We start from the raw sequence: 19024 nt of genomic DNA, 5'->3' as shown, positions 1-19024 counted from the left end.
TCCCGAGGGGATTTATGGGCTGTAAGTGACCCCGCGTTGCTTGAGCGAGGAGGCTTAGCCGAAGTACTTCGGCAAGGTGGCCTCGTGTGCTTCACGGAGGGCGTCCAAGGACAGCTCGTCCACGCCGTTGATCTCCAGCTTTCCACCGGCAGCGTCAACCACGCCGATCCGGAGGTGGGCGAAGCCGCGGGCGGTGCACATGTCCTTGAAGCGGACTTCCTCGGAGCGTGGCACCGAGACGATTGCACGGGCCTGCGACTCGGAGAAGAGGGCGGTGAACAGGTCCACGCCGTCGCGCTCCATAAGTTCCTCAAGGGCGATGCGGGCGCCCACGCCATAGCGCAGCGAGGACTCAACCAGTGCGGCAGCGAGGCCACCCTCGGAGAGGTCGTGTGCTGCATCCACCATGCCGTCGCGGGAAGCGTTGATCAGGATCTCGCCCAACGCACGCTCAGCTGCGAGGTCCACCTTCGGCGGCAGGCCACCGAGGTGTCCGCGGAGGTTGGACCATTCCGAACCGTCCAGCTCTGCTGCGGTGGTGCCGAGCAGGTAGATGGCCTGGCCGTCCTCGCGCCAGCCCGACGGCGTGCGGCGGGCGACGTCGTCGAGCTTGCCCAGGACTGCCACCACAGGGGAGGGGTGGATGGGCGTGGTGCCGGTCTGGTTGTACAGCGAGACGTTGCCGCCTGTCACCGGGATGCCGAGCTCCATGCAGGCGTCTGACAAACCACGGATGGCCTCGGCGAGCTGCCACATGACGTCCGGGTCCTCGGGGGAGCCGAAGTTCAGGCAGTCGCTGACGGCCATCGGAACAGCGCCGGAGGTGGCGACGTTGCGGTAGGCCTCAGCCAGAGCCAGCTGTGCACCCTGGTACGGCTCAAGGTAGGTGTAGCGGCCGTTGGCGTCGGTTGCCAGGGCAACGCCCAGGCCGGTTTCCTCGTCAACGCGGACCACTCCGGCGTCGTCAGGGAAAGCCATGGCGGTGTTGCCGCCCACGTAGCGGTCGTACTGGTTGGTGATCCAGTCCTTGCTGCACATGTTCGGCGAAGCGACCAGTTCAGTAACGGCAGCAGCCAGTTCCGACGGAGCGGAAGGACGGTTGGCGTCCTCAACGGAACCGGTGAAGGAGTTCGCCTGGACCGAGTCCTGCCATTCCGGGCGTGCGAACGGGCGGTCATAGACCGGGCCGTCGTGCGCAACGGTGCGGGGATCGACGTCGACGATTACTTCGCCTTCCCAAGTGATGATGAGGCGACCGGTATCGGTGACCTCACCCAACCAGGAGTACTCCACAGCCCACTTGTCCATCACAGCTTCGAACGCTTCGATGTTCTCCGGGGTGACCACGGCCATCATGCGTTCCTGCGACTCGGACATGAGGATCTCGCCCGGAGTCAGCGTGGGGTCGCGCAACAGGACGGAGGTCAGTTCAACCTCCATGCCACCGTCGCCGTTGGAGGCGAGCTCGGACGTGGCACAGGAAATACCTGCGGCGCCGAGGTCCTGGATGCCTTCAACCAGCGAGCCCTTGAAGAGCTCAAGGCAGCACTCGATGAGGACCTTCTCCGCGAAGGGGTCGCCCACCTGGACGGCGGGGCGCTTGGAGGGCTTGGTGTCATCGAAGGACTCCGAGGCCAGCACCGAAGCGCCGCCGATGCCGTCGCCACCCGTGCGGGCACCGAACAGAACAACCTTGTTGCCCTTGCCGGAGGCGTTGGCGAGGCGGATGTCCTCGTGGCGCATGACGCCCACCGCGAGTGCGTTCACCAGCGGGTTGCCCTGGTAGACGGAGTCGAAGACCATTTCGCCGCCGATGTTCGGCAGGCCGAGGCAGTTGCCGTAGCCGCCGATGCCTGCCACGGCACCGTGCATGACGCGGGCAGTGTCCGGGTGGTCGATCGCGCCGAAACGCAGCGGGTCCATTACGGCGACGGGGCGTGCGCCCATGGAGATGATGTCGCGGACGATGCCGCCGATGCCGGTAGCGGCACCCTGGTAAGGCTCAACGAACGACGGCGAGTTGTGGGACTCGATCTTGAACGTCACGGCCCAGCCGTCGCCCAGGTTGGTGACGCCGGCGTTCTCGCCGATGCCCACCAGCATGTCCTTCTTCATTTCCTCGGTGACCTTCTCGCCGAACTGGCGGAGGTGGTTCTTGGAGGACTTGTAGGAGCAGTGCTCGCTCCACATGACGGAGTACATGGCCAGTTCGGCGCCGGTGGGGCGGCGGCCCAGGACCTTGACGATCTCGTCGAATTCGTTCTTCTTCAGGCCCAGCTCGGCCCACGGGAGTTCCGTGTCCGGGGTCTTGGCAGCGTGCTCAACAGTATCGATGTTGAACTTCTTAGTGGTTTCCGTGGTCACTTGTCGCCTCCCACAATCTTGTTCAAAACGGAGGTGAAGAAGCCCAGGCCGTCAGTGTCGGAACCGCCGATTCCGTCAAGCGACTCGGGTCCGAAACCGACCTCGACCGCGTGCTCGGGGTGCGGCATGAGGCCAACTACGTTGCCGGCGGCGTTGGAGATGCCCGCGATGTCGCGGCGGGAGCCGTTCGGGTTGAAGCCAACGTAGCGGAACACCACGCGGCCCTCAGCCTCAAGGGCGTCAAGGGTCTTCTCGTCAGCGATGTACTGGCCGTCCTGGTTCTTCAGCGGCACAGTGATTTCCTGGCCGTTCTGGTAGTCCAGGGTCCAGGCAGTATTGGCGTTCTCCACGCGCAGCACCTGGTCCCGGCAGATGAACTTCAGGTGGTCGTTCTTGATCATGGAACCGGGCAGCAAGTGCGATTCGGTCAGGATCTGGAAGCCGTTGCAAATACCCAGCACGGGGAGCTTTGCGTCGGAGTTCGCGGCGTCGATGATCTTCGTCATCAGCGGCGCGAAACGCGAAATAGCGCCGGCGCGGAGGTAGTCACCATAGGAGAAACCACCGGGGATGATGACCGCATCAACATCTCCGAGTTCGGTGTCTGCATGCCAGAGCGGAACCGCCGTGGCGCCTGCAAGCCGCACTGCACGGGCGGCGTCGCGGTCGTCAAGGGTGCCGGGGAAGGTCACAACGCCGATCTTGGCGCCGGCGAGCCGGGGCTCGGCGGCGACGGCCACGGCCTCGCCAATCAGGGGGATCGAAGTCATATCAGGCCTCGACGACCTCGACGTTGACAACATCCTCGATCACCGGGTTGGACAGGAGGGTCTCAGCGGCCTCACGGGCCTGGGCCAGGATAGCGTCGGTCACCTCGCCGTCGACTGTCAGTTCGAAACGCTTGCCCTGACGGACTGCGCTGAAGCTGTTGAAGCCGAGGCGGGGCAATGCACCCACGATGGCTTTCCCCTGGGGGTCCAGAATCTCGGGCTTGGGCATGACGTCAACGACGATCCGGGGCATCCGGTAACTCCTGTGCGTGAGTTGGGTGAACCTTAAATAAGGCTGCCGCGGAGGTTGCCGTCTCACGCCGTTCAACTGGGTTTCTACAGCGTGGGGGCGCTCCGCGAGCTTGCACACCCATCTTACCGGGACCGGCGCGCATACCCTATTCAGCCGGATTCCGCGAGGAGCCCCCGCCGACCCCCACCAAATTGGGGGCAATGAAAGCCCGACGGCGGCACTCGTCGGGCGTGGCGCCCGTCACTAGGATTGGGGCATGGCGGAGAAACCGAGGTCGATGGTGCTGGGCGTCGTAGCCGCAGCTGTTTTTGCGGGTCTGGGGCGGATGGTCATCCAGAAAATCAAGGCTGACAGGGCGGCGAGGGAACACCACGTGACGGCGCCGTTGGATAAGGAAACGCGCGCGAGGATCAGCGACGCCCTGCGCGCTCCGAACAAATAGCGGCGGTATTAGCGCATGTACAAATGCGCTATTCCAGCGGGTTAAATCCGGCAAAGACGGCGTAGTTTGGGGACTACACGTGGGGCGAGGCCCCCGTTGGATCCGGATCCAACCAGGAGGAACAATGACCGAACACATTGCCGAAGTATCCGCCTGTAGCGTTGGCAGCTGCGGCTTCAACCACGACGGATGCACTGCTTTTGGAATCACCATTGGTGGAAGCCAGGACCACGCATCCTGCGCCACATTCATCGACACCAACGCCATGGGTGGCCTTCCCAAGGTCCTTGCCCACGTGGGTGCTTGCCAGCGGTCCGAATGCATTCACAACAACAACCTCATGTGCGAAGCCCACGACGTCAAAGTTGGTCCCGGCCGCGAGGCTGCGGACTGCCTGACTTACGAGCACGCCTGACCTTACTCTCGCGAAGTGGGTCCGTCCTCCCGGGGGCGGGCCCACTTTTTCGTGCCCGCCCCGCCCAACTAGGTCGCAGCTGAGCGCGTTTTGACGGCTCTAAACGCGTGTGAAGTCTCAAGACTTAATGGACACTTATGTCTCATGACTTCGTGGACAGTGTGTCTCAGGACTTCGTAGACACTCGGTGCGGGTTTGCTCGGTTTCATGAGCAAACCCGCACCGAAGTTGAGCGTCCGTCAAGCAGTCGCGTTGTGGCCGACTGATGCCCCTCGGGGTGAAGTCAGCAAGTTCTGCAAGAAGCACGGGGTCTCACGGGCTTGGTTTTACAAAGTCCGGGCAGAAGCCGAAATTGCGGGCCCGGTGGAGGCCTTGGCAACGAAGCGGCCAGTTCCGTTCACGAGCCCCACGGCGACGGCCCCGGCGATGATCGAACTCCTCTTGGCCACACGGGCAGCGTTGGAAAAAGGAGGCTACGATCACGGCCCTTTGTCGGTGATCGCGACCCTGTCCCGCAAAGGCTTCGCGCCACCATCCAGAGCGACCGTGGCCAGGATCTTCAGCCGCGCCGGTGTCGTCATCCCCGAGCCGCGGAAGAAGCCACACAACGCTCAGAAACGGTTCGTCTACCCGCAGCCGAACGCATGCTGGCAGATCGACGCAACCGAGTGGCCGCTCGCGAACGGGAAGAAGGTGGCGATCTTTCAACTCATCGATGACCACTCCCGCTTGGCCTTGGCATCTCTGGTCGCGACCGGGGAAACGAGCGAGGCCGCCATCGCCGTCGTGTCCCTGGCCATCGAACGTCACGGCGTGCCGGAGAAATTCCTCTCCGACAACGGTGCAGCGCTGAATCCAACCCGCCGCGGACGCACCGGAGCGCTCGTGGAATACCTCAAATCCCATGGGGTCGAACCCATCACCGGCAAACCTGGGAAGCCGACCACCCAAGGCAAGAACGAACGCTTCCACTTCACCCTGCACCGCTACCTGCGTAAGCAGCCACCGGCCACGACCATGGCCATCCTGCAAGCCCAGATCGACACCTTCGACCAGTACTACAACACCGAACGCGAACACCAGGCACTGCCAGGGAAACAGACCCCGGAGGAAGCCTGGCACGCGACCCCGAAGACTCCTGCTCCCGCCCTGCCCGAGCCTGCGGTGACCATCCATGAGCAACGTCAAAGCGAACAACGCCGCGTCACCAAGGGCGGCCGTGTCACCGTGTTCGGGACGGCCTTCAACATGGGCAAGGAACTAGCCGGCACCGCCGTGCACATCATCTACGACAGCACCACGGTGATGTTCTTCGATGCCCACGGCACCGAGATCATCACGCACCCCATCCCCGTCAAAGGCACGCTCTACGTCGGCAACGGCAAACCCTCAGGAGTCGCTGCTGACCCTCGAGGCACACGAAGCAAACGAACCAAATACCCGCCACTAAAAGACCGCCGGAAACCGCTCAACCACGAAGTGTCCACGAAGTCCTGAGACATGAAGTGTCCACAGTGTCATGAGACATGAAGTGTCTACGAAGTCCTGAGACATCACAACGGCTCTAAACGCGCTCTAATGCGACTCAGTTGGGTCAGCGGTCCACGAGGTTGGTCAAGGCCCGGCCCTCCCCAAGGGCTGAGATGTTGGCCAGCACCAGTTGGCTTGAGCCTTTGGGGCGGTTGCCTGCCACGTGCGGGGTGATGATCAGGTTTGGGGTGCTCCAGAGCTTGGAGTCTGCGGGCAGGGGCTCCTCCTTGGTGACGTCCAGTGCAGCCGCCCGGAGGCGACCCTCGTGCAGCGCGGCTACGAGGGCATCCTCATCGACGGTGGCCCCGCGGCCCACGTTCACGAAAATGGCGGACTCGGGCAGTGCGCGCAGGAGGTCGTCGTTCAGGGCGTTGGTGGTCTCGGGGGTGGCCGGGAGGATGGATACGAGGACGTCGGTGGTTCGAAGGACGTCCGCAAGTTCCCCTGCCGCAGCGACAGGGAAGCCGTAGCGCTCACCCCGCGAACCCGCAACGCCCGTGACGTTTGCGCCCAGGGCGGCCAGCATGGGAGCGAGTCGTCCGGCGATGGAGCCGAACCCCCAAATGGTGACGTTCGCGCCGTCGAGCGTGTAGAGCTGCTCCGTGTCTGGACTGGACTGCGCTGCGTTGTAGGCGCGGTCCCACGTCGCGGACTTCTGGGCGTCGAGGAGCTGATCGAGCCGGCGCACCGTCGCCAGGATGAGGGCAAGGGCATGCTCGGCCACGGGGCCGTCGTGGAGTGATCGCCCCGAAGTAATGGCCACATTGTCCGCAAATCCTGCTGCCAGCACGGAATCCGGCCCTGCGGCGAGGGTCTGGACGAGTTTAAGCCGGCTCAAACGCTGGGCTGCGTCGGCCAGGTTCGCCGAGGTGTTCTGCCAAACAACCAGGACCTCGGCGTCGAGGTGCTCGTCCGGAATGGGCTGGTCGACGCGGTACACGAACACATGGTGGGCGGAGCCGGACAGGTCCAGGGTCACGGTATTGGGGACGAGGATTTTCACTGCAGCTCCATCGCTAGAAGGTAATGCCGGTACGTCCACGAGGTTAGCCCGACATGGGGCCGCGGGGCTTCCCCGGCTTCATCCCTAGCAATGTGACGACCAACACCTTATGGTTGTAGGACGTTCGACGTGGCACGTAATACGAGGTATATCGCTGCATCGATTCGATCCCGCACACCGCGAGATGGCAGATAGCGCCAATGTTTGAGCCAAACATTGGCGCGAAATGCCATCTCGGCGCAGCTTCGAAAGGACACAAAATTGCTCGCACGCATCGCAGCCACTGGAGCCCTGAGCCTGGCCCTCCTGGCCAGCCTCGGTCTTCCGGCCACGGCAGCCCCGATTCCACCGAACAACCCCACAGCCGCCCCTGGCAGTTTCGCCGAAGCAAATCTCGCCGCTGATCGCACAGCCGCGAACTTCTTCTACCGGATTCCTGCACTCACCTACTTGGGCAATAACGTGGTCCTGGCTGCATGGGATGGCCGTCCTGGCTCAGCCGCCGATGCTCCCAACCCGAACTCGATCGTGCAACGCCGCAGCACGGACGGCGGCCAGACGTGGGGCCCTGTGCAGGTCATTGCGGCCGGACACGCCGCCGATGCCAGCGGCCCGAAGTACGGCTACAGCGACCCCTCGTACATCTACGACGCCGAGGCAGGCAAAGTCTTTGCCTTCTTCGTCTATTCCAAGGACCAAGGCTTCGGCGGCAGCCAGTTCGGCAACGACGACGCAGACCGGACCGTGATCTCCTCGGCGGTTATCGAGTCCTCTGATGGCGGCGTTACGTGGAGCCAGCCACGGCTCATCACCAACGTCACCAAGCCCGGGACCAGCAAGAGCAACCCCGTGGCTGGCGATGTACGTTCCAACTTCGCCTCTTCGGGCGAGGGCATCCAGCTCAAATACGGGCCACACAAGGGCCGCCTCATCCAGCAGTACGCCGGCGATGTCCGCCAGGCCGACGGCACCAACAAGATCCAGGCATACAGCGTCTACTCGGACGATCATGGCGTGACCTGGCACAAGGGTGCCAACGTGGGTGACCGCATGGACGAAAACAAAACCGTTGAACTCTCCGACGGCAGAGTCCTGCTGAACTCCCGCGACAACGCCAACCAGGGCTACCGCAAGGTGGCAATCTCCACGGATGGTGGTGCCACTTACGGTCCGGTCACCCAGGACACTGAGCTGCCGGATCCAGCCAACAACGGCGCCATCGCCAGGATGTTCCCGAATGCGGAGCAGGGTTCGGCGGACGCCAGGAAGCTGATCTTCACCAACGCAAATTCCAAGACCGGCCGCGAGAACGTCTCTGCCCGGGTATCGTGCGACGACGGCGCCACCTGGCCGGGCGTCCGAACCATTCGTTCCGGCTTCTCCGCCTACTCCACGGTGACCCGCATGGAGGACGGCAAGTTCGGCGTCCTCTACGAGGGCAACTACACGGACAACATGCCCTTCGCAAAGTTCGACGACGCCTGGCTGAACTATGTCTGCGCACCGCTTTCCGTCCCTGCCGTCACCACCGCTCCCGGTGCAACCCAGCAAGTCGCCGTGACGGTCACCAATCAGGAGGCCACCACGATCTCCGGCGCCAACGCCACCGTCTACACGCCGAGCGGCTGGTCGGCCACCACGGTGCCGGTTCCCGACGTCGCGCCTGGTGCTTCGGTGACCGTCAACGTAGCGCTGACCGCTCCGGCGAACGCCAGTGGTCCGCAGAACCTTAACGCAGCATTCACGACGGCGGACGGCAGGGTTTCGCAGTTCACTTTCACGGCGACCGTGCCTGTGGCCCCGCAAGTGGGGCTCACCATCGCAGGCTCTGCGCCTGCGCGTGACGTTGTGGCCAGCCCGTATCAGGCTGGGGAGGCACTCAGCTACTCCTTCACTGTGAAGAGCACGTCCAACGTCACGGCAAACGCCGTACCTGTTTCGGGGAGCTTCGACTCCGGCTTCCTGCCACCTGCTGCACCCAACTGCCGGTTCAACAACCTGGCCGCCGGCGCCAGCTACAACTGCACTACCGCCAAGCATGTGCTGACTGCCGAGGACATCGAGCGCGGCTACTTCGTGCCCGAGGCGAGCTTCACCATTACAGCCAGTTCGACGCCGTCGCTCACCAAAACAGTTCCGTTCACCGGCGCTGCGGTGGCCCTGCGTGACGGCCTGGTGGCGGCCGACATCAGCGGGACACGTACCGACGTCGGGCGTGACCTCGCAGCCCAGCCCTACGCAGCAGGCGACCTTTTCCCTTACGCGTTCACGGTGAAAAACACGGGTCCGCTCGTGGAGAACGTGGTGCCCACCGCCGGCAACTTCAGCCCCTTCGTCCCTGAGGGGCCCGGCAATTGCCGTTACCTCACTCTGCCGGCCGGGCAGAGCTACCAGTGCGCCACGCCGCGCCACACCGTGACCGCTGAGGAAGCCGACCAGGGCTTCTTCGTTCCAACCACCAGCTGGCAAGTCAGCTCGGCGGGCCAGAGCACAAGAAACTACGGGATCGACGGTGGCGAGGTGGACTTGAAAGTCCGGGAACCGAAGCTTGAAGGAACGGTTTCCGCGGTCTGGGAAGACGCCGACGGTGACCGCTTCGCCAGCGCAGGCGATCCTGTGACTTACACCTACACCGTGGGCAACGCCGGCAATGTGGCGCTGACGGGCCTTGAGGCAAAAGGGTCTGGAATCACTGAAACTGCCCTGCCCATTGGCGGCACGGCGACGGCCACGCGCGTCCATGTGCTTACTGCCGGGGACATCGCAGCCGGAAGCCTCGCCGCCGTAACTTTCGATGCGACGGCGCACAACGGCACCAAGGAAGTGGCCGCCACTGCCGAAGGCGACGCGCTGGCCCTCAACGTCCAGCCCGCAAAGCCGGACACCGAGCCCGCGCTGAGCGTCCAGGACTTCGATGGCCAAACGGCATCGTTTGATCTGGGCACGGGGGAGAAGTATCGCAATGGCCAGAAAGTGACTTTGAAGGGCCTGGAATACGGGCAGTGGTACTACGTATATCTGAACAAGCACAGTTACCGGCTCGGATGGATCTTTCCCACCACGGATAACACCGTGGAATTCATTCTTCCATCGGATGTAAATAATGGCCGCGACGATGTTGTGGTCCTGGGTAAGGACGGTACGCAGGTCTCGTTTGATCGCCTGCAGGTGACGCCAAAGGGCTAGCGGCAGCGCCTGGGCAAAACAGCGGACCACAGAAAGTTTCCTGCGGTCCGCTGTTTGCCGTCATATGACCTGAATTTGGTGCGGCGACAAGACAAATTTCCCGAAATGTGCTGTATGTCATATTTTGCTCTCAGTCTGTACTCTGTGACTCGACTGGTTGCGCATTTTTGACAAGACCTGTCACGAACGCAGCGATTCAAATGTTGACAGACCCAGGCGATGGAGCCCGGGCCTCACTCAGTGAAAGGTGCCAGCACTCGTGAAATCACAAGGAAAGAGCTTCGTCAGAAGCGGGGGGCTTCGAAAGGCAGCGGCTCTCGCCGTGGGCTTGCCATTGCTGCTCTCTTCCATGGCGTTGCCGGCCCAGGCAGCTCCCTCCCCGGAGACCGTGTCCGGGAATCCGGCAGGCGTGGCCAAGAAGAACCTTGACCCCAGCGCCTACAAGGACGGTCGCTACATGGTTGTCCTGGCAGAAAAGCCTGCGGCTACATACGACGGCGGTACGCCGGGTTTTGCGCCCACCAAGCCGGAAGAGGGCAAGAAGCTCGATTCCGGCAGCGTCGAGGTGAAGGAATACCAGGAACACCTGCAGCAGGCGCAGCAGGACGTTGCGCAGCAGGAAAACGTCACCATCGAACGTGACTTCACCACCGCCGTCAACGGTTTCAGCGCCAACCTGACGGCAGAGCAGGCCATCAACCTCGCCAAGGACCCCAAGGTCCTGATGGTCGCACCGGACACTCAATACGCACCTGACTACTCCACCACCGATTTCCTGAAACTCAGCGGGCCCAACGGCACCTGGGCAACGCAATACGGAGGCCAGGAGAACGCCGGAAAGGGCACTGTTGTTGGTGTCATCGACACCGGATACACCCCCTCCAATCCCTTTTTCGCAGGCGATCCGGTCGGTCTGCTGGTCGGCGACCCCCAGGTGGGCGTCCCTTACCGGACCGCTGACGGCAAGATCGCGATGCTGAAGGCAGACGGCGATACCTTCATCGGCGAATGCCAGCCCGGTACGGACACCGGCGCCAGCTACGACGGCAGTGCCTGCAACTCCAAAGTCCTCAGCACCCACTACTTCGCGGATGGCTTCCTGGGAAGTGTTCCCCCGGAAAACCGTGCCCCCGAGGAAGTCATCTCGCCCGTAGACGTGGACAGCCACGGCACCCACACCGCAAGCACAGCGGCAGGTAACGGCAACGTCGACGCCGTGGTGGACGGCCGCAGCTTCGGTATCACCAGCGGCATCGCACCCGCCGCCAAACTCTCCATCTACAAGGTCTGCTGGGAAGACACAGATCCCACGACGGGCGGCTGCTACGGCTCCGCATCTGTTGACGCAATCGAACAGGCCATCCTGGACGGCGTGGATGTGCTGAACTACTCCATCTCCGGTTCCACCACGACCACTACCGATCCCGTATCGCTGGCTTTCCTGTCTGCTGCGTCGGCCGGGATTTTCGTGGCAACCTCTGCCGGGAACTCCGGACCAACGGCCAGCACCGTCAATCACGGAGCACCCTGGTTGACCACTGTGGCTGCGACCTCTTTCTCGCAGGAACTTCAGGGCACCGTTGAATTCTCCGATGGCAGCAAATTCCGCGGAGCGAGCATCATGAACCATGAGGTGAGCGGGGCCGGCGTCGTGCTTTCCACCAACGCTGCAAGCGGTGAGGGCAACGCAGCGCTGTGTGCTCCCGGCTCGCTGGATCCGGCCAAGGTGACCGGCAAGGTTGTTGTCTGTGACCGTGGTGTGGTTGACCGCACCGCCAAGAGCGCGGAGGTCCTCCGGGCCGGTGGCGTCGGAATGATCCTGGTGAACCTGGTGGAATCATCGTTGGACACGGACAAGCATGCTGTTCCAACTGTCCATGTGAATCCTCCTGCCACGCAGGCCATCAAGGACAAGGTGACGGCCAATCCCGCCATCACTGTGTCCCTGCTGGACCACGACACCACAGGCCTGCCCCTTGAGGCGCAGCCGCAGATCGCCGGATTCTCGTCCCGCGGTCCCTTGCTGGCAACGGATTCAGACCTTCTGAAGCCCGACGTATCAGCACCCGGCGTCGCTATCCTCGCTGGCGTGTCACCCATCGGAACCGGTGGAGACAACTTTGGTTTCCTGTCAGGAACGTCCATGGCTTCCCCGCACGTGGCCGGTTTCGGCGCCCTGATCCTGGCCAAGAACCCGAAGTGGTCCCCGGCAACCGTGAAGTCGGCCATGATGACCACGGCCGGTCCGGTGAAACTGGCCAACGGCGCCATCAACAAAGACGTCTTCGCTACCGGCGCGGGGCAGGTGGACCCGGCCAAGGTCCTCAGCCCAGGCTTGGTTTACGACGCCACGATCGAGGACTATCTCAAATTCGTTCAGGGCACGGGCATGGACCTCGGTATTGAGGGACTGGGTACAACGCAGCCGCGGGACATGAACGTCCCCTCGTTTGCGCTGGGCAACCTCGCCGGCAAGATCGAGGTCACGCGTACAGTTACCGCCCTGACGCCCGGCCTCTACCGCGCCTCCGTCAACGTTCCCGGTGTCAATGTCAAGGTCACCCCATCCGTGCTGAACTTTGGCGCTGCGGGTGAAAAGAAGACGTTCAAGGTGCAGTTCGAGAACAACAATGCAGCCTTGGGCAAGTTCGCCATGGGTTCACTCACCTGGCAGGGCGCAAACAAGACCGTCACCTCGCCCATTGCCGTCCGTCCGCAGTCAGTCATCGCGGATAAGGCCATGGCGTTCACGGGAACTGGCCCCAACGGCTCGGCGGCCATCAACATCGTCTCCGGCACCAATGCACCGGTGGGAGTCACGGTTGATGGGCTTTCCAAGGCGGATTCCTCAGCAATTGAACTGGTTCCGGGACCCTTTGCCGGTGAGACCAACGCCTCGAACTTCGTCAAGAAGGTGACGGTGGGGGAGAACAGCGCCTTGGCCAAGTTCTCCGTCATATCCTCGGACGAAGCCGCGGACTTCGACATGCTCGTCCTGACCCCGTCGGGCCAGCAGCTCCCGTCCGCGACCGCCTCGGCCAGCGAATCCGTCACCGTGGCCGATCCCGAGCCAGGCGACTACTACGTTTTCGCCAACCTTTACGCGAGCCCCAACAACCAGCCCACCAAGGCAACAGTTGATGCCGCGGTCCTGGGGGCCAACGAGGGCAACGCCACGGTGACGCCCAACCCGATCCGACTCGCCAACGGCAAGGCCGGCACCATCTCGCTGAACTGGACCAACCTTACGCCGGGCTCCTACATTGGACGCCTGACGTTCGAGGGCACCAGCGAACCCAGCTTCGTCACGGTAGTGGTGGGTCCTGCCGGTGCCGCGGTTGTTCCGGATAACGAGAACCCAACGAAGGGAAAGCAGGACACGAAGATCCGCGCAGACGAGCCAACGCAAAGCAATAACGCAAGCTAGCTCGTCGAAATCACAGCAGTGGCCGGTGGATGATCCCGCCGGCCACTGCTGTTTCGTCCGGGGTGTACCTAGATGGCGCCGGTTGACGCTCCCGCGCCGCCCAGGAGTGGTGCCATGGCCCGCCAGCGTGCGATCTCGCAGCCATCGGTCCGGCTGAGCTTGCTGTGGACCTTCCGCCCACGGAACCAACCTGTCACAAGGGCCACCTGCGGGCCCCCGTACTGTTGCGTGCAGATCCGGTCCGGACGCGGAACCGGGAAGAACACTTCCTCACCAAACTGCTCAACGGCGGCAAGGGCTGCCGCTGCGTCCGGCAGGTTCGAGTCGATCGAGCCCGGCTCCGGAGACAGAATGCCCTTCGCGGACCGCAGATAGAACTCAGTAGGCGCGGCGCCAGGTGCCTCTGTCAGCGTGACGGAGAGGTCGACGTCGTACTCGCTGTTGTCGGGAGAAACCATGGTTTCCTTTCGCTGGTGGCGGCGGGTGCTTGGGCAGGGAGTCCCGCGAGACGTTCCCTAAAGCAGCGGTTCGATTGCCTGAAGCACGCGGGCCCGCAGCGTCTGGGATTCGGCTGCAAAAGCCCGCTGGTACTCAACGTACTCGGCCTTGCCCTGCGGTGTCTCGATCCTGATGGGCGGGTAGCCCCATTCTTCGAGGTCGTAAGGGGAAGCCTGCATGTCCATGGTCCGGATCCGCCACGAAAGTTCGAAGCAGTCCATCACCAGCTCGGTGGGCAGCGTCGGAGTCAGTTTGTAGGCCCATTTGTACAGGTCCATGTTGGCGTGCAGGCAGCCCGGTTGTTCCATGGTGCGCTGGTTCCCGCGTGTGGGCGTGAGCTCGTTGAGCGGGACGGCGTCCGGTGTGTAGAAGCGGAAGGCATCGAAGTGGGAACAGCGGATACGGTTCTGCTCCACCACGGTGTCAGTGCCCTCCGCGCCAAGCCGCAGTTTCAAGTACTCGTGCCGCAACTCGAATTTCTCCTGCCGGTACACCATGGCCCACTCATGGAGGCCAAAGCAGCCGAACTGACCCGGGCGCTTCGCGGTGCCGCTGAGGAAGATGCCGGCGAAACTGACGGCCTCGGCGCGTTGGGCCATGAAACTTTCCCTGTCAAAGGTGACGGCGGGCGTACCTGGCGGCAGTCCAACGGCGGCGAGGTCGCCGTCGTCGAGCACGCGGTAGAACTTCCAGTCGGCGCGCTCAAGGACGCGCTCGCCGCTCAGCACTACGCCGTGGCCGGGATGCCAGCGCAGCAATTGACCGGGTTTCTGGGTGTAATACGTGAAGAGGAAGTCCTCCACGGGGTGTTTCTTTCCTGCCGACCGGCGGGCCAAATATGGGTCCGCGTAGCGTGCGACACGTGCATGATGTGCTGCCTCCATCCCGAGCCACTGCTCTTGGGGGAGGTGCTGCGGCCTAAGCTGCTCCACCGCGGGAACCGATGATGGCGCTGGCTGCATCCCACAAGGCGATCTGGCATCCGTCGGTACGGCTGTAGGAGACATGGACTTCCACGCCGTCAACGGCGCCAGTCACCTTGGCTGTTTGCGGGCCGCCGTACTGCTGCGTGCAGTCTTGGTCGGTCTTGATCGGGGCAGGGCCCAGGAGCGAAGGATTGTTCTTCAGTGCCGTGCAGGCCGCATTCGCGGTGGGGTGTTTGCTTTCGGCTGCCGGGGCGCCGTTTATGCAGACGAGCGTATAGTTCTGCGGTGCTGCATCGGCGGCCTCCAGCACGATGATGGAGAGTTCAGCGTTTCCCTGTCCCGGCGTGGGCGTGGTTCCGGGCAAGCTGGGGTCCGGTGTTGTGTCTTCGGGGCCGAGCGTTGTGGGCACCTGGGTTGGCGCTGGGTTGGCTTGTGTGGCGCTCGGAGATGCGCCGCTTGGACTGACGGACGACGACGGCGAGGGGGCAGCGCTGCTCGACCCACCCGGGGCGGGGGTACCCGAGCAGCCGGCCAGGCCAGCGAGGGCCAGGACGGCAATGAGGGGCCGAACAGCTTGTAGGGGCCGGACTAAGTGGTGCGGGCGCATTGAATCTCCTTGGTGCCGTTTTATGCCGGAGCGGCAATGCTTTCGGGCTGGCTGATCCCTGCCCACACCTCATCAAGGGACAGCCCGAGGACGTCTGCTATCGCTGCGATGGTCTGGAAGGCCGGGGTTGCCACACGTCCGGACTCGATCTTCCGGAGTGTCTCCGGCGAAACCTGGGCCTCGAGCGCAATTTCCAGCATGGAGCGCCCTCCCCGGGCGCGACGCAACATGGCGCCGAGACGCTGTCCGCGCTCGACCTCTTCAGCTGTGAGTGGCAATCTGACCATGGCTCCAATTCTAATACCGGGATAATATGGCCGGGATAGTTATTGGTTGAATGGGAGGGCGCCGCATGATCGAGATTCTGAACCGCACTGAACTGCATCGGGCGAAGGAGGCTGGAGCACTGGTTGCCGAGATCCTTCAGGCAATGAAAAGCCGCAGTGCAGTGGGCGTCAATCTCCTGGAGATCGATCAGTGGGCCCAAGCCATGATCGCGGAGGCGGGGGCCCAGTCGTGCTACGTAGACTATTCGCCCTCCTTTGGGCGCGGTCCTTTTGGGCACTACATCTGCACGTCCGTCAACGACGCCGTCCTCCATGGACTGCCTCATGACTACGCGCTTGCTGACGGCGACCTGGTGTCCCTGGACATCGCTGTTTCCAAGAATGGGGTCGCTGCAGACTCCGCTATCAGCTTCACGGTGGGCGAGTCAAAGCCCTTGGAGAGCTTGGCAATGATCGACGCAACTGAGCGGGCGTTGAGTGCAGGGATAGCAGCGGCCGGTCCTGGCGCCCGCATCGGTGATATCTCCCATGCCATAGGCTCGGTCCTCAGCGAAGCCGGATACCCGATCAATACCCAGTTCGGTGGTCACGGCATCGGATCGACGATGCACCAGGACCCGCACATCGCCAATACCGGGAGGCCGGGCCGTGGTTACAAATTGCGCCCGGGACTACTGCTGGCGCTGGAGCCATGGGTCATGGCGGACACCGCCGAGCTCGTTACCGATGACGACGGGTGGACGCTGAGAAGCGCAACAGGTTGCCGCACAGCCCACAGCGAGCACACGATAGCCATCACCGACGGCGGGGCTGAGATTCTAACCTTGGCGCGCTGAGTGGGTCTCGGGTGCCGCTGCGCTGGTCTCAGGTGCCGCTGCGCTGGGTTGCCGCGATCAGGCCGGTCATAGCCTGGTGGAGTTCGGCCACCTCCTCGCGGCTGAGCTGCAGGCGCTCCCGGATTGCACCAGGAACCGCCGTTGCCTTATCCCGAAGCGCTGCTCCCTTTTCCGTCAGCTTGACGGCAAGCGCGCGCTCGTTGCCAGGCACGCGCTCGCGCGTAATCAGCTGTGCTTCCTCAAGTCGGCGCAGGAGTGGGGACAAGGTGGCGGGCTCGTGGAGGAGGCTGTCGCTAATGTCCTTTAGCGTCCTGGGGCTCCGCTCCCAGAGTGCAAGCATCACAAGGTACTGCGGATGCGTCAGCCCGAGCTGTTCGAGGATGGGCTTGTAGATGCCCACAACGCTCCGCGAGGCAACCGTCAACGCGAAGCACAGTTGGCGTTCCAAAAGGAGGTCGTCAGTCTCGCTGGCCTGGCTTGACTCATTGGTCAGGCTCGTCTCCTTGGTCTGGGTCATGGCGGCCTTCCCTTCCGATTAGTTAGTGCACTAATTGTTAGCGTACTATGAACTTGTTCAACCGTCTAAAAGAGGAGTCGATCCGCGTGGCAAAGGAATCCTTTACCCAGAAGTTCATGCGCGCTACGGGAAAGCTGAGGGTCATCTTTGGCCCCGCACACAGCAGCTCCATCGATCACGAAATGACCGAGGCCAACCGCAGGCTCCTGGCCCAACGCGAGGCGGAGACGCAGCAATGGGAAACCCTTCGCCGTCCGGACGGCAGCACGTATGTGGTTCCCCGTAATCCAGACGATAAGTCGCTGCGCTAAGCCTTTTCGCCCGCCGCGATTCCGCGCCTTTTCCGGCCTGCGGGCGTAAAATTGGCGTACTGGTACGGCATGCGCCGTCCTGCCGCTTTTCTCTCTCCCGTTGAAAGGAGGTGGAAGAACATGGGACGCAAGTTGGAAAACTTTCAGCACGTGACCGAGCGGCTGCAGTCCGTATTCGGACCAGCAACCCATGGGGACACGGATGCCCCTGTTGTGCATAAACACGACGACTTCGAAACGGCTTCCGAGGAAGACTTGAAGACCTTCGACATTGAGACCGATTCCGAAGGCCATCACTACGCTGTCCGGAACAACGATCCAGGGCCAACTTCAACCGACTACAGCGTGTGACCACCGGTAACTGTGACCATTCGTAGCTGCGACAGGCAGTAACAACGGCACCCAATACCGAAGGACCGGACCGCGAACTCCGGTCCTTCCTTGTGTAGGGCAGGCCTTGAGTAGGGTGGGCTTCCTGCCGGCCGGGCTTGCTTCCCGGGATCCTGCCCGGGCCACTGTTGAGCCACTTATAAGCATGCTTATTATATGAGTGCATGGACATGTGATGGGCACGCATACGTTCTGGGAAATGAGGGGGCTGTCAATGAGCGCTCAAGATGATGCCGCAATGGCCCGGGGAGGCTCTGGACGGGCCGATCACCCGCAGCGACGGGTCGCGCCGGGCAATTCCCGGCCCACACGAACAGCAGCAATCTGGGTGGCAGTAGCTGTGGGCCTGGTGGTGTTGGTCCTGTTGATCGTCTTCTTCGTCCAGAACCAGGACATGGTCACTGTTCGCTTCTTCGGATTGGAAGGAGTCCTCGCCCTCGGCACCACGCTGTTCATCGCAGCTGTTGGAGGAGGCGTGCTGGTGGCGCTGGCCGGGGGTGCGCGGATTCTTCAGCTCAGGGTGAGCAATCACCGGCGCCAGAAGATGATCGGCGGACAAGGAGGCGGACTATGACGGACACTCCGCTGGAGGACGACAAGTCGCCGGACCGGCCTGATCCAGAGGGTGGCAGGGAGGCTGCCGGTCTCCTTGGTGACGCTCTTTCCCCGGTGGTCGCCCCTGAATACACCGATGAGGAGCGACTGTCCGAACCCGATAAGCAGGGCGGGCAGGAAGCGGGCGACAAGTAATTAAGTGCGGAAGGACCGGAGCATGTGCTCCGGTCCTTCCGCAATTAATCCCGACGGCGGCACTCCCTGACGATTCATGTTCCGCCGGGGTGGTGGTCGTCTTAGCCTTCGCAGTCAGTGCAGTAGGCGACGCCATCCTTTTCGCGGGCAATCTGCGAACGGTGGCGGACCAGGAAGCATGAGTTACAAGTGAACTCGTCGCTTGCCTGGGGGATGACCTGGATGATGAGTTCTTCAGCGACGATTTCGCCGCCGGGACCGTTGGCGTCCAGGCCGTCGGTTTCGTCGAGTTCAAGAACCACGCTCTTGGCCGTGGGGGCGCTGGCGGACTGGAGCGCCTGGAGGGACTGCTCCTGGTTCTCTTTTACATCGGTACGGAGTTCGTCGTAGTCGGCTGCCACTTTTTGATGCCTCTTCGTGTTAGGGGGTTACCGGGTATGCAACGTACAGCATGCCATGAAAATTCCATACCATACCCCAGATACGGCGCTTGTGGCGAAAACCACGTGCGT

The 19024-nt window shown here is 62.8% G+C and carries 20 protein-coding genes; 10 read left to right on the top strand and 10 right to left on the bottom strand.

Features of this window, described 5'->3' with window-relative positions:
• Window positions 1-54: 54 nt before the first annotated feature.
• The 3 genes from purL to purS are packed head-to-tail and all read right to left on the bottom strand — an operon-like array spanning window position 55 to window position 3387.
• Window positions 55-2364: a phosphoribosylformylglycinamidine synthase subunit PurL gene (gene purL, locus AC6I97_RS21555; protein WP_224094127.1), complete on the bottom strand. Its 2310-nt coding sequence runs from the start codon at window positions 2362-2364 to the stop codon at window positions 55-57.
• Window positions 2361-3134 (bottom strand): phosphoribosylformylglycinamidine synthase subunit PurQ, encoded by a 774-nt coding sequence (gene purQ / locus AC6I97_RS21550; RefSeq protein ID WP_224166317.1) that lies wholly within the window; start codon window positions 3132-3134, stop codon window positions 2361-2363. The genes purL and purQ overlap by 4 nt, the downstream gene beginning before the upstream one ends.
• A 1-nt stretch (window position 3135) precedes the next feature.
• Window positions 3136-3387 (bottom strand): phosphoribosylformylglycinamidine synthase subunit PurS, encoded by a 252-nt coding sequence (gene purS / locus AC6I97_RS21545; protein ID WP_011773385.1) that lies wholly within the window; start codon window positions 3385-3387, stop codon window positions 3136-3138.
• 256 nt (window positions 3388-3643) lie between these two features.
• Here purS and AC6I97_RS21540 point away from each other — a divergent pair, with 256 nt between their 5' ends.
• From AC6I97_RS21540 to AC6I97_RS21530, 3 genes are all read left to right on the top strand, one after another.
• Window positions 3644-3829, top strand: a complete 186-nt coding sequence (locus AC6I97_RS21540) for a hypothetical protein (RefSeq protein WP_497946726.1) — start codon at window positions 3644-3646, stop codon at window positions 3827-3829.
• Between the two features lie 124 nt (window positions 3830-3953).
• Entirely contained in the window at window positions 3954-4244 is a 291-nt protein-coding gene (locus tag AC6I97_RS21535; protein WP_223935708.1) for a DUF1540 domain-containing protein, read from the top strand.
• A 207-nt stretch (window positions 4245-4451) separates the two neighbouring features.
• Window positions 4452-5741 carry a DDE-type integrase/transposase/recombinase gene (locus AC6I97_RS21530; protein ID WP_497943955.1) on the top strand — a complete coding sequence of 430 codons (1290 nt, stop codon included), beginning with the start codon at window positions 4452-4454 and terminating at the stop codon, window positions 5739-5741.
• A gap of 97 nt (window positions 5742-5838) precedes the next feature.
• On the opposite strand, the gene AC6I97_RS21525 is transcribed toward AC6I97_RS21530, so the two are convergent.
• Entirely contained in the window at window positions 5839-6777 is a 939-nt protein-coding gene (locus AC6I97_RS21525; protein ID WP_497946725.1) for a phosphoglycerate dehydrogenase, read from the bottom strand.
• A gap of 261 nt (window positions 6778-7038) precedes the next feature.
• Between AC6I97_RS21525 and AC6I97_RS21520 the strand changes: the two genes are divergently transcribed.
• Together AC6I97_RS21520 and AC6I97_RS21515 are read left to right on the top strand one after the other, a co-directional pair.
• Window positions 7039-9963: an exo-alpha-sialidase gene (locus AC6I97_RS21520; RefSeq protein ID WP_497946724.1), complete on the top strand. Its 2925-nt coding sequence runs from the start codon at window positions 7039-7041 to the stop codon at window positions 9961-9963.
• Window positions 9964-10222: 259 nt separating this feature from the next.
• Window positions 10223-13390 (top strand): S8 family serine peptidase, encoded by a 3168-nt coding sequence (locus tag AC6I97_RS21515; RefSeq protein ID WP_497946723.1) that lies wholly within the window; start codon window positions 10223-10225, stop codon window positions 13388-13390.
• A gap of 68 nt (window positions 13391-13458) precedes the next feature.
• Here the strand turns inward: AC6I97_RS21515 and AC6I97_RS21510 are convergent, their stop codons facing one another.
• From AC6I97_RS21510 to AC6I97_RS21495, 4 genes are read right to left on the bottom strand one after another with little or no spacing between them, the layout of a single operon-like run.
• The gene (locus AC6I97_RS21510) at window positions 13459-13848 is read right to left on the bottom strand and encodes a serine protease inhibitor (RefSeq protein ID WP_497946722.1); all 390 of its coding nucleotides are present in this window, start codon (window positions 13846-13848) and stop codon (window positions 13459-13461) included.
• A gap of 57 nt (window positions 13849-13905) precedes the next feature.
• Entirely contained in the window at window positions 13906-14850 is a 945-nt protein-coding gene (locus AC6I97_RS21505; RefSeq protein WP_497946721.1) for a 3-methyladenine DNA glycosylase, read from the bottom strand.
• Window positions 14807-15421, bottom strand: a complete 615-nt coding sequence (locus AC6I97_RS21500; RefSeq protein ID WP_497946720.1) for an SSI family serine proteinase inhibitor — start codon at window positions 15419-15421, stop codon at window positions 14807-14809. The genes AC6I97_RS21505 and AC6I97_RS21500 overlap by 44 nt, the downstream gene beginning before the upstream one ends.
• Window positions 15422-15441: 20 nt before the next feature.
• Entirely contained in the window at window positions 15442-15708 is a 267-nt protein-coding gene (locus tag AC6I97_RS21495) for a helix-turn-helix domain-containing protein (RefSeq protein WP_223947860.1), read from the bottom strand.
• Window positions 15709-15773: 65 nt separating this feature from the next.
• On the opposite strand from AC6I97_RS21495, the gene map reads away from it, so the two are divergent.
• Window positions 15774-16544, top strand: a complete 771-nt coding sequence (gene map / locus AC6I97_RS21490; RefSeq protein ID WP_497946719.1) for a type I methionyl aminopeptidase — start codon at window positions 15774-15776, stop codon at window positions 16542-16544.
• Between the two features lie 28 nt (window positions 16545-16572).
• Here map and AC6I97_RS21485 read toward each other — a convergent pair whose 3' ends face one another.
• A complete protein-coding gene (locus AC6I97_RS21485) occupies window positions 16573-17061 on the bottom strand; it encodes a MarR family winged helix-turn-helix transcriptional regulator (RefSeq protein WP_497946718.1) in 489 nt (162 codons plus the stop codon).
• Between the two features lie 86 nt (window positions 17062-17147).
• Between AC6I97_RS21485 and AC6I97_RS21480 the strand changes: the two genes are divergently transcribed.
• The 4 genes from AC6I97_RS21480 (at window position 17148) to AC6I97_RS21465 (ending at window position 18512) form a co-directional block, all read left to right on the top strand.
• Window positions 17148-17372, top strand: coding sequence for a hypothetical protein (locus AC6I97_RS21480; RefSeq protein WP_224094137.1), 225 nt, complete (start codon window positions 17148-17150; stop codon window positions 17370-17372).
• A 120-nt stretch (window positions 17373-17492) separates the two neighbouring features.
• A complete protein-coding gene (locus AC6I97_RS21475; RefSeq protein WP_224094138.1) occupies window positions 17493-17723 on the top strand; it encodes a hypothetical protein in 231 nt (76 codons plus the stop codon).
• Window positions 17724-17976: 253 nt separating this feature from the next.
• A complete protein-coding gene (locus tag AC6I97_RS21470) occupies window positions 17977-18336 on the top strand; it encodes a LapA family protein (RefSeq protein WP_497946717.1) in 360 nt (119 codons plus the stop codon).
• Window positions 18333-18512 carry a hypothetical protein gene (locus tag AC6I97_RS21465; RefSeq protein WP_497946716.1) on the top strand — a complete coding sequence of 60 codons (180 nt, stop codon included), beginning with the start codon at window positions 18333-18335 and terminating at the stop codon, window positions 18510-18512. Before AC6I97_RS21470 ends, AC6I97_RS21465 begins: the two co-directional genes overlap by 4 nt.
• Before the next feature lie 101 nt (window positions 18513-18613).
• On the opposite strand, the gene AC6I97_RS21460 is transcribed toward AC6I97_RS21465, so the two are convergent.
• Entirely contained in the window at window positions 18614-18913 is a 300-nt protein-coding gene (locus AC6I97_RS21460) for a DUF4193 domain-containing protein (RefSeq protein ID WP_224094141.1), read from the bottom strand.
• Window positions 18914-19024 lie beyond the last annotated feature (111 nt).

Source organism: Arthrobacter sp. TmtSoilC48 (assembly GCF_059739425.1).
This window is presented reverse-complemented; position numbering and strand designations above follow the sequence as displayed.

Excerpts from the sequence above, each read along its gene's own strand:
- map (WP_497946719.1), top strand. The coding sequence starts at position 15,774 with ATGATCGAGATTCTGAACCGCACTGAACTGCATCGGGCGAAGGAGGCT.
- AC6I97_RS21540 (WP_497946726.1), top strand. The coding sequence starts at position 3,644 with ATGGCGGAGAAACCGAGGTCGATGGTGCTGGGCGTCGTAGCCGCAGCT.
- AC6I97_RS21530 (WP_497943955.1), top strand. The coding sequence starts at position 4,452 with ATGAGCAAACCCGCACCGAAGTTGAGCGTCCGTCAAGCAGTCGCGTTG.
- purS (WP_011773385.1), bottom strand. The coding sequence starts at position 3,387 with ATGCCCCGGATCGTCGTTGACGTCATGCCCAAGCCCGAGATTCTGGAC.
- AC6I97_RS21535 (WP_223935708.1), top strand. The coding sequence starts at position 3,954 with ATGACCGAACACATTGCCGAAGTATCCGCCTGTAGCGTTGGCAGCTGC.
- purQ (WP_224166317.1), bottom strand. The coding sequence starts at position 3,134 with ATGACTTCGATCCCCCTGATTGGCGAGGCCGTGGCCGTCGCCGCCGAG.
- AC6I97_RS21465 (WP_497946716.1), top strand. The coding sequence starts at position 18,333 with ATGACGGACACTCCGCTGGAGGACGACAAGTCGCCGGACCGGCCTGAT.
- AC6I97_RS21485 (WP_497946718.1), bottom strand. The coding sequence starts at position 17,061 with ATGACCCAGACCAAGGAGACGAGCCTGACCAATGAGTCAAGCCAGGCC.
- AC6I97_RS21505 (WP_497946721.1), bottom strand. The coding sequence starts at position 14,850 with ATGCAGCCAGCGCCATCATCGGTTCCCGCGGTGGAGCAGCTTAGGCCG.
- AC6I97_RS21470 (WP_497946717.1), top strand. The coding sequence starts at position 17,977 with ATGAGCGCTCAAGATGATGCCGCAATGGCCCGGGGAGGCTCTGGACGG.
- AC6I97_RS21495 (WP_223947860.1), bottom strand. The coding sequence starts at position 15,708 with ATGGTCAGATTGCCACTCACAGCTGAAGAGGTCGAGCGCGGACAGCGT.
- AC6I97_RS21475 (WP_224094138.1), top strand. The coding sequence starts at position 17,493 with ATGGGACGCAAGTTGGAAAACTTTCAGCACGTGACCGAGCGGCTGCAG.
- AC6I97_RS21500 (WP_497946720.1), bottom strand. The coding sequence starts at position 15,421 with ATGCGCCCGCACCACTTAGTCCGGCCCCTACAAGCTGTTCGGCCCCTC.
- AC6I97_RS21510 (WP_497946722.1), bottom strand. The coding sequence starts at position 13,848 with ATGGTTTCTCCCGACAACAGCGAGTACGACGTCGACCTCTCCGTCACG.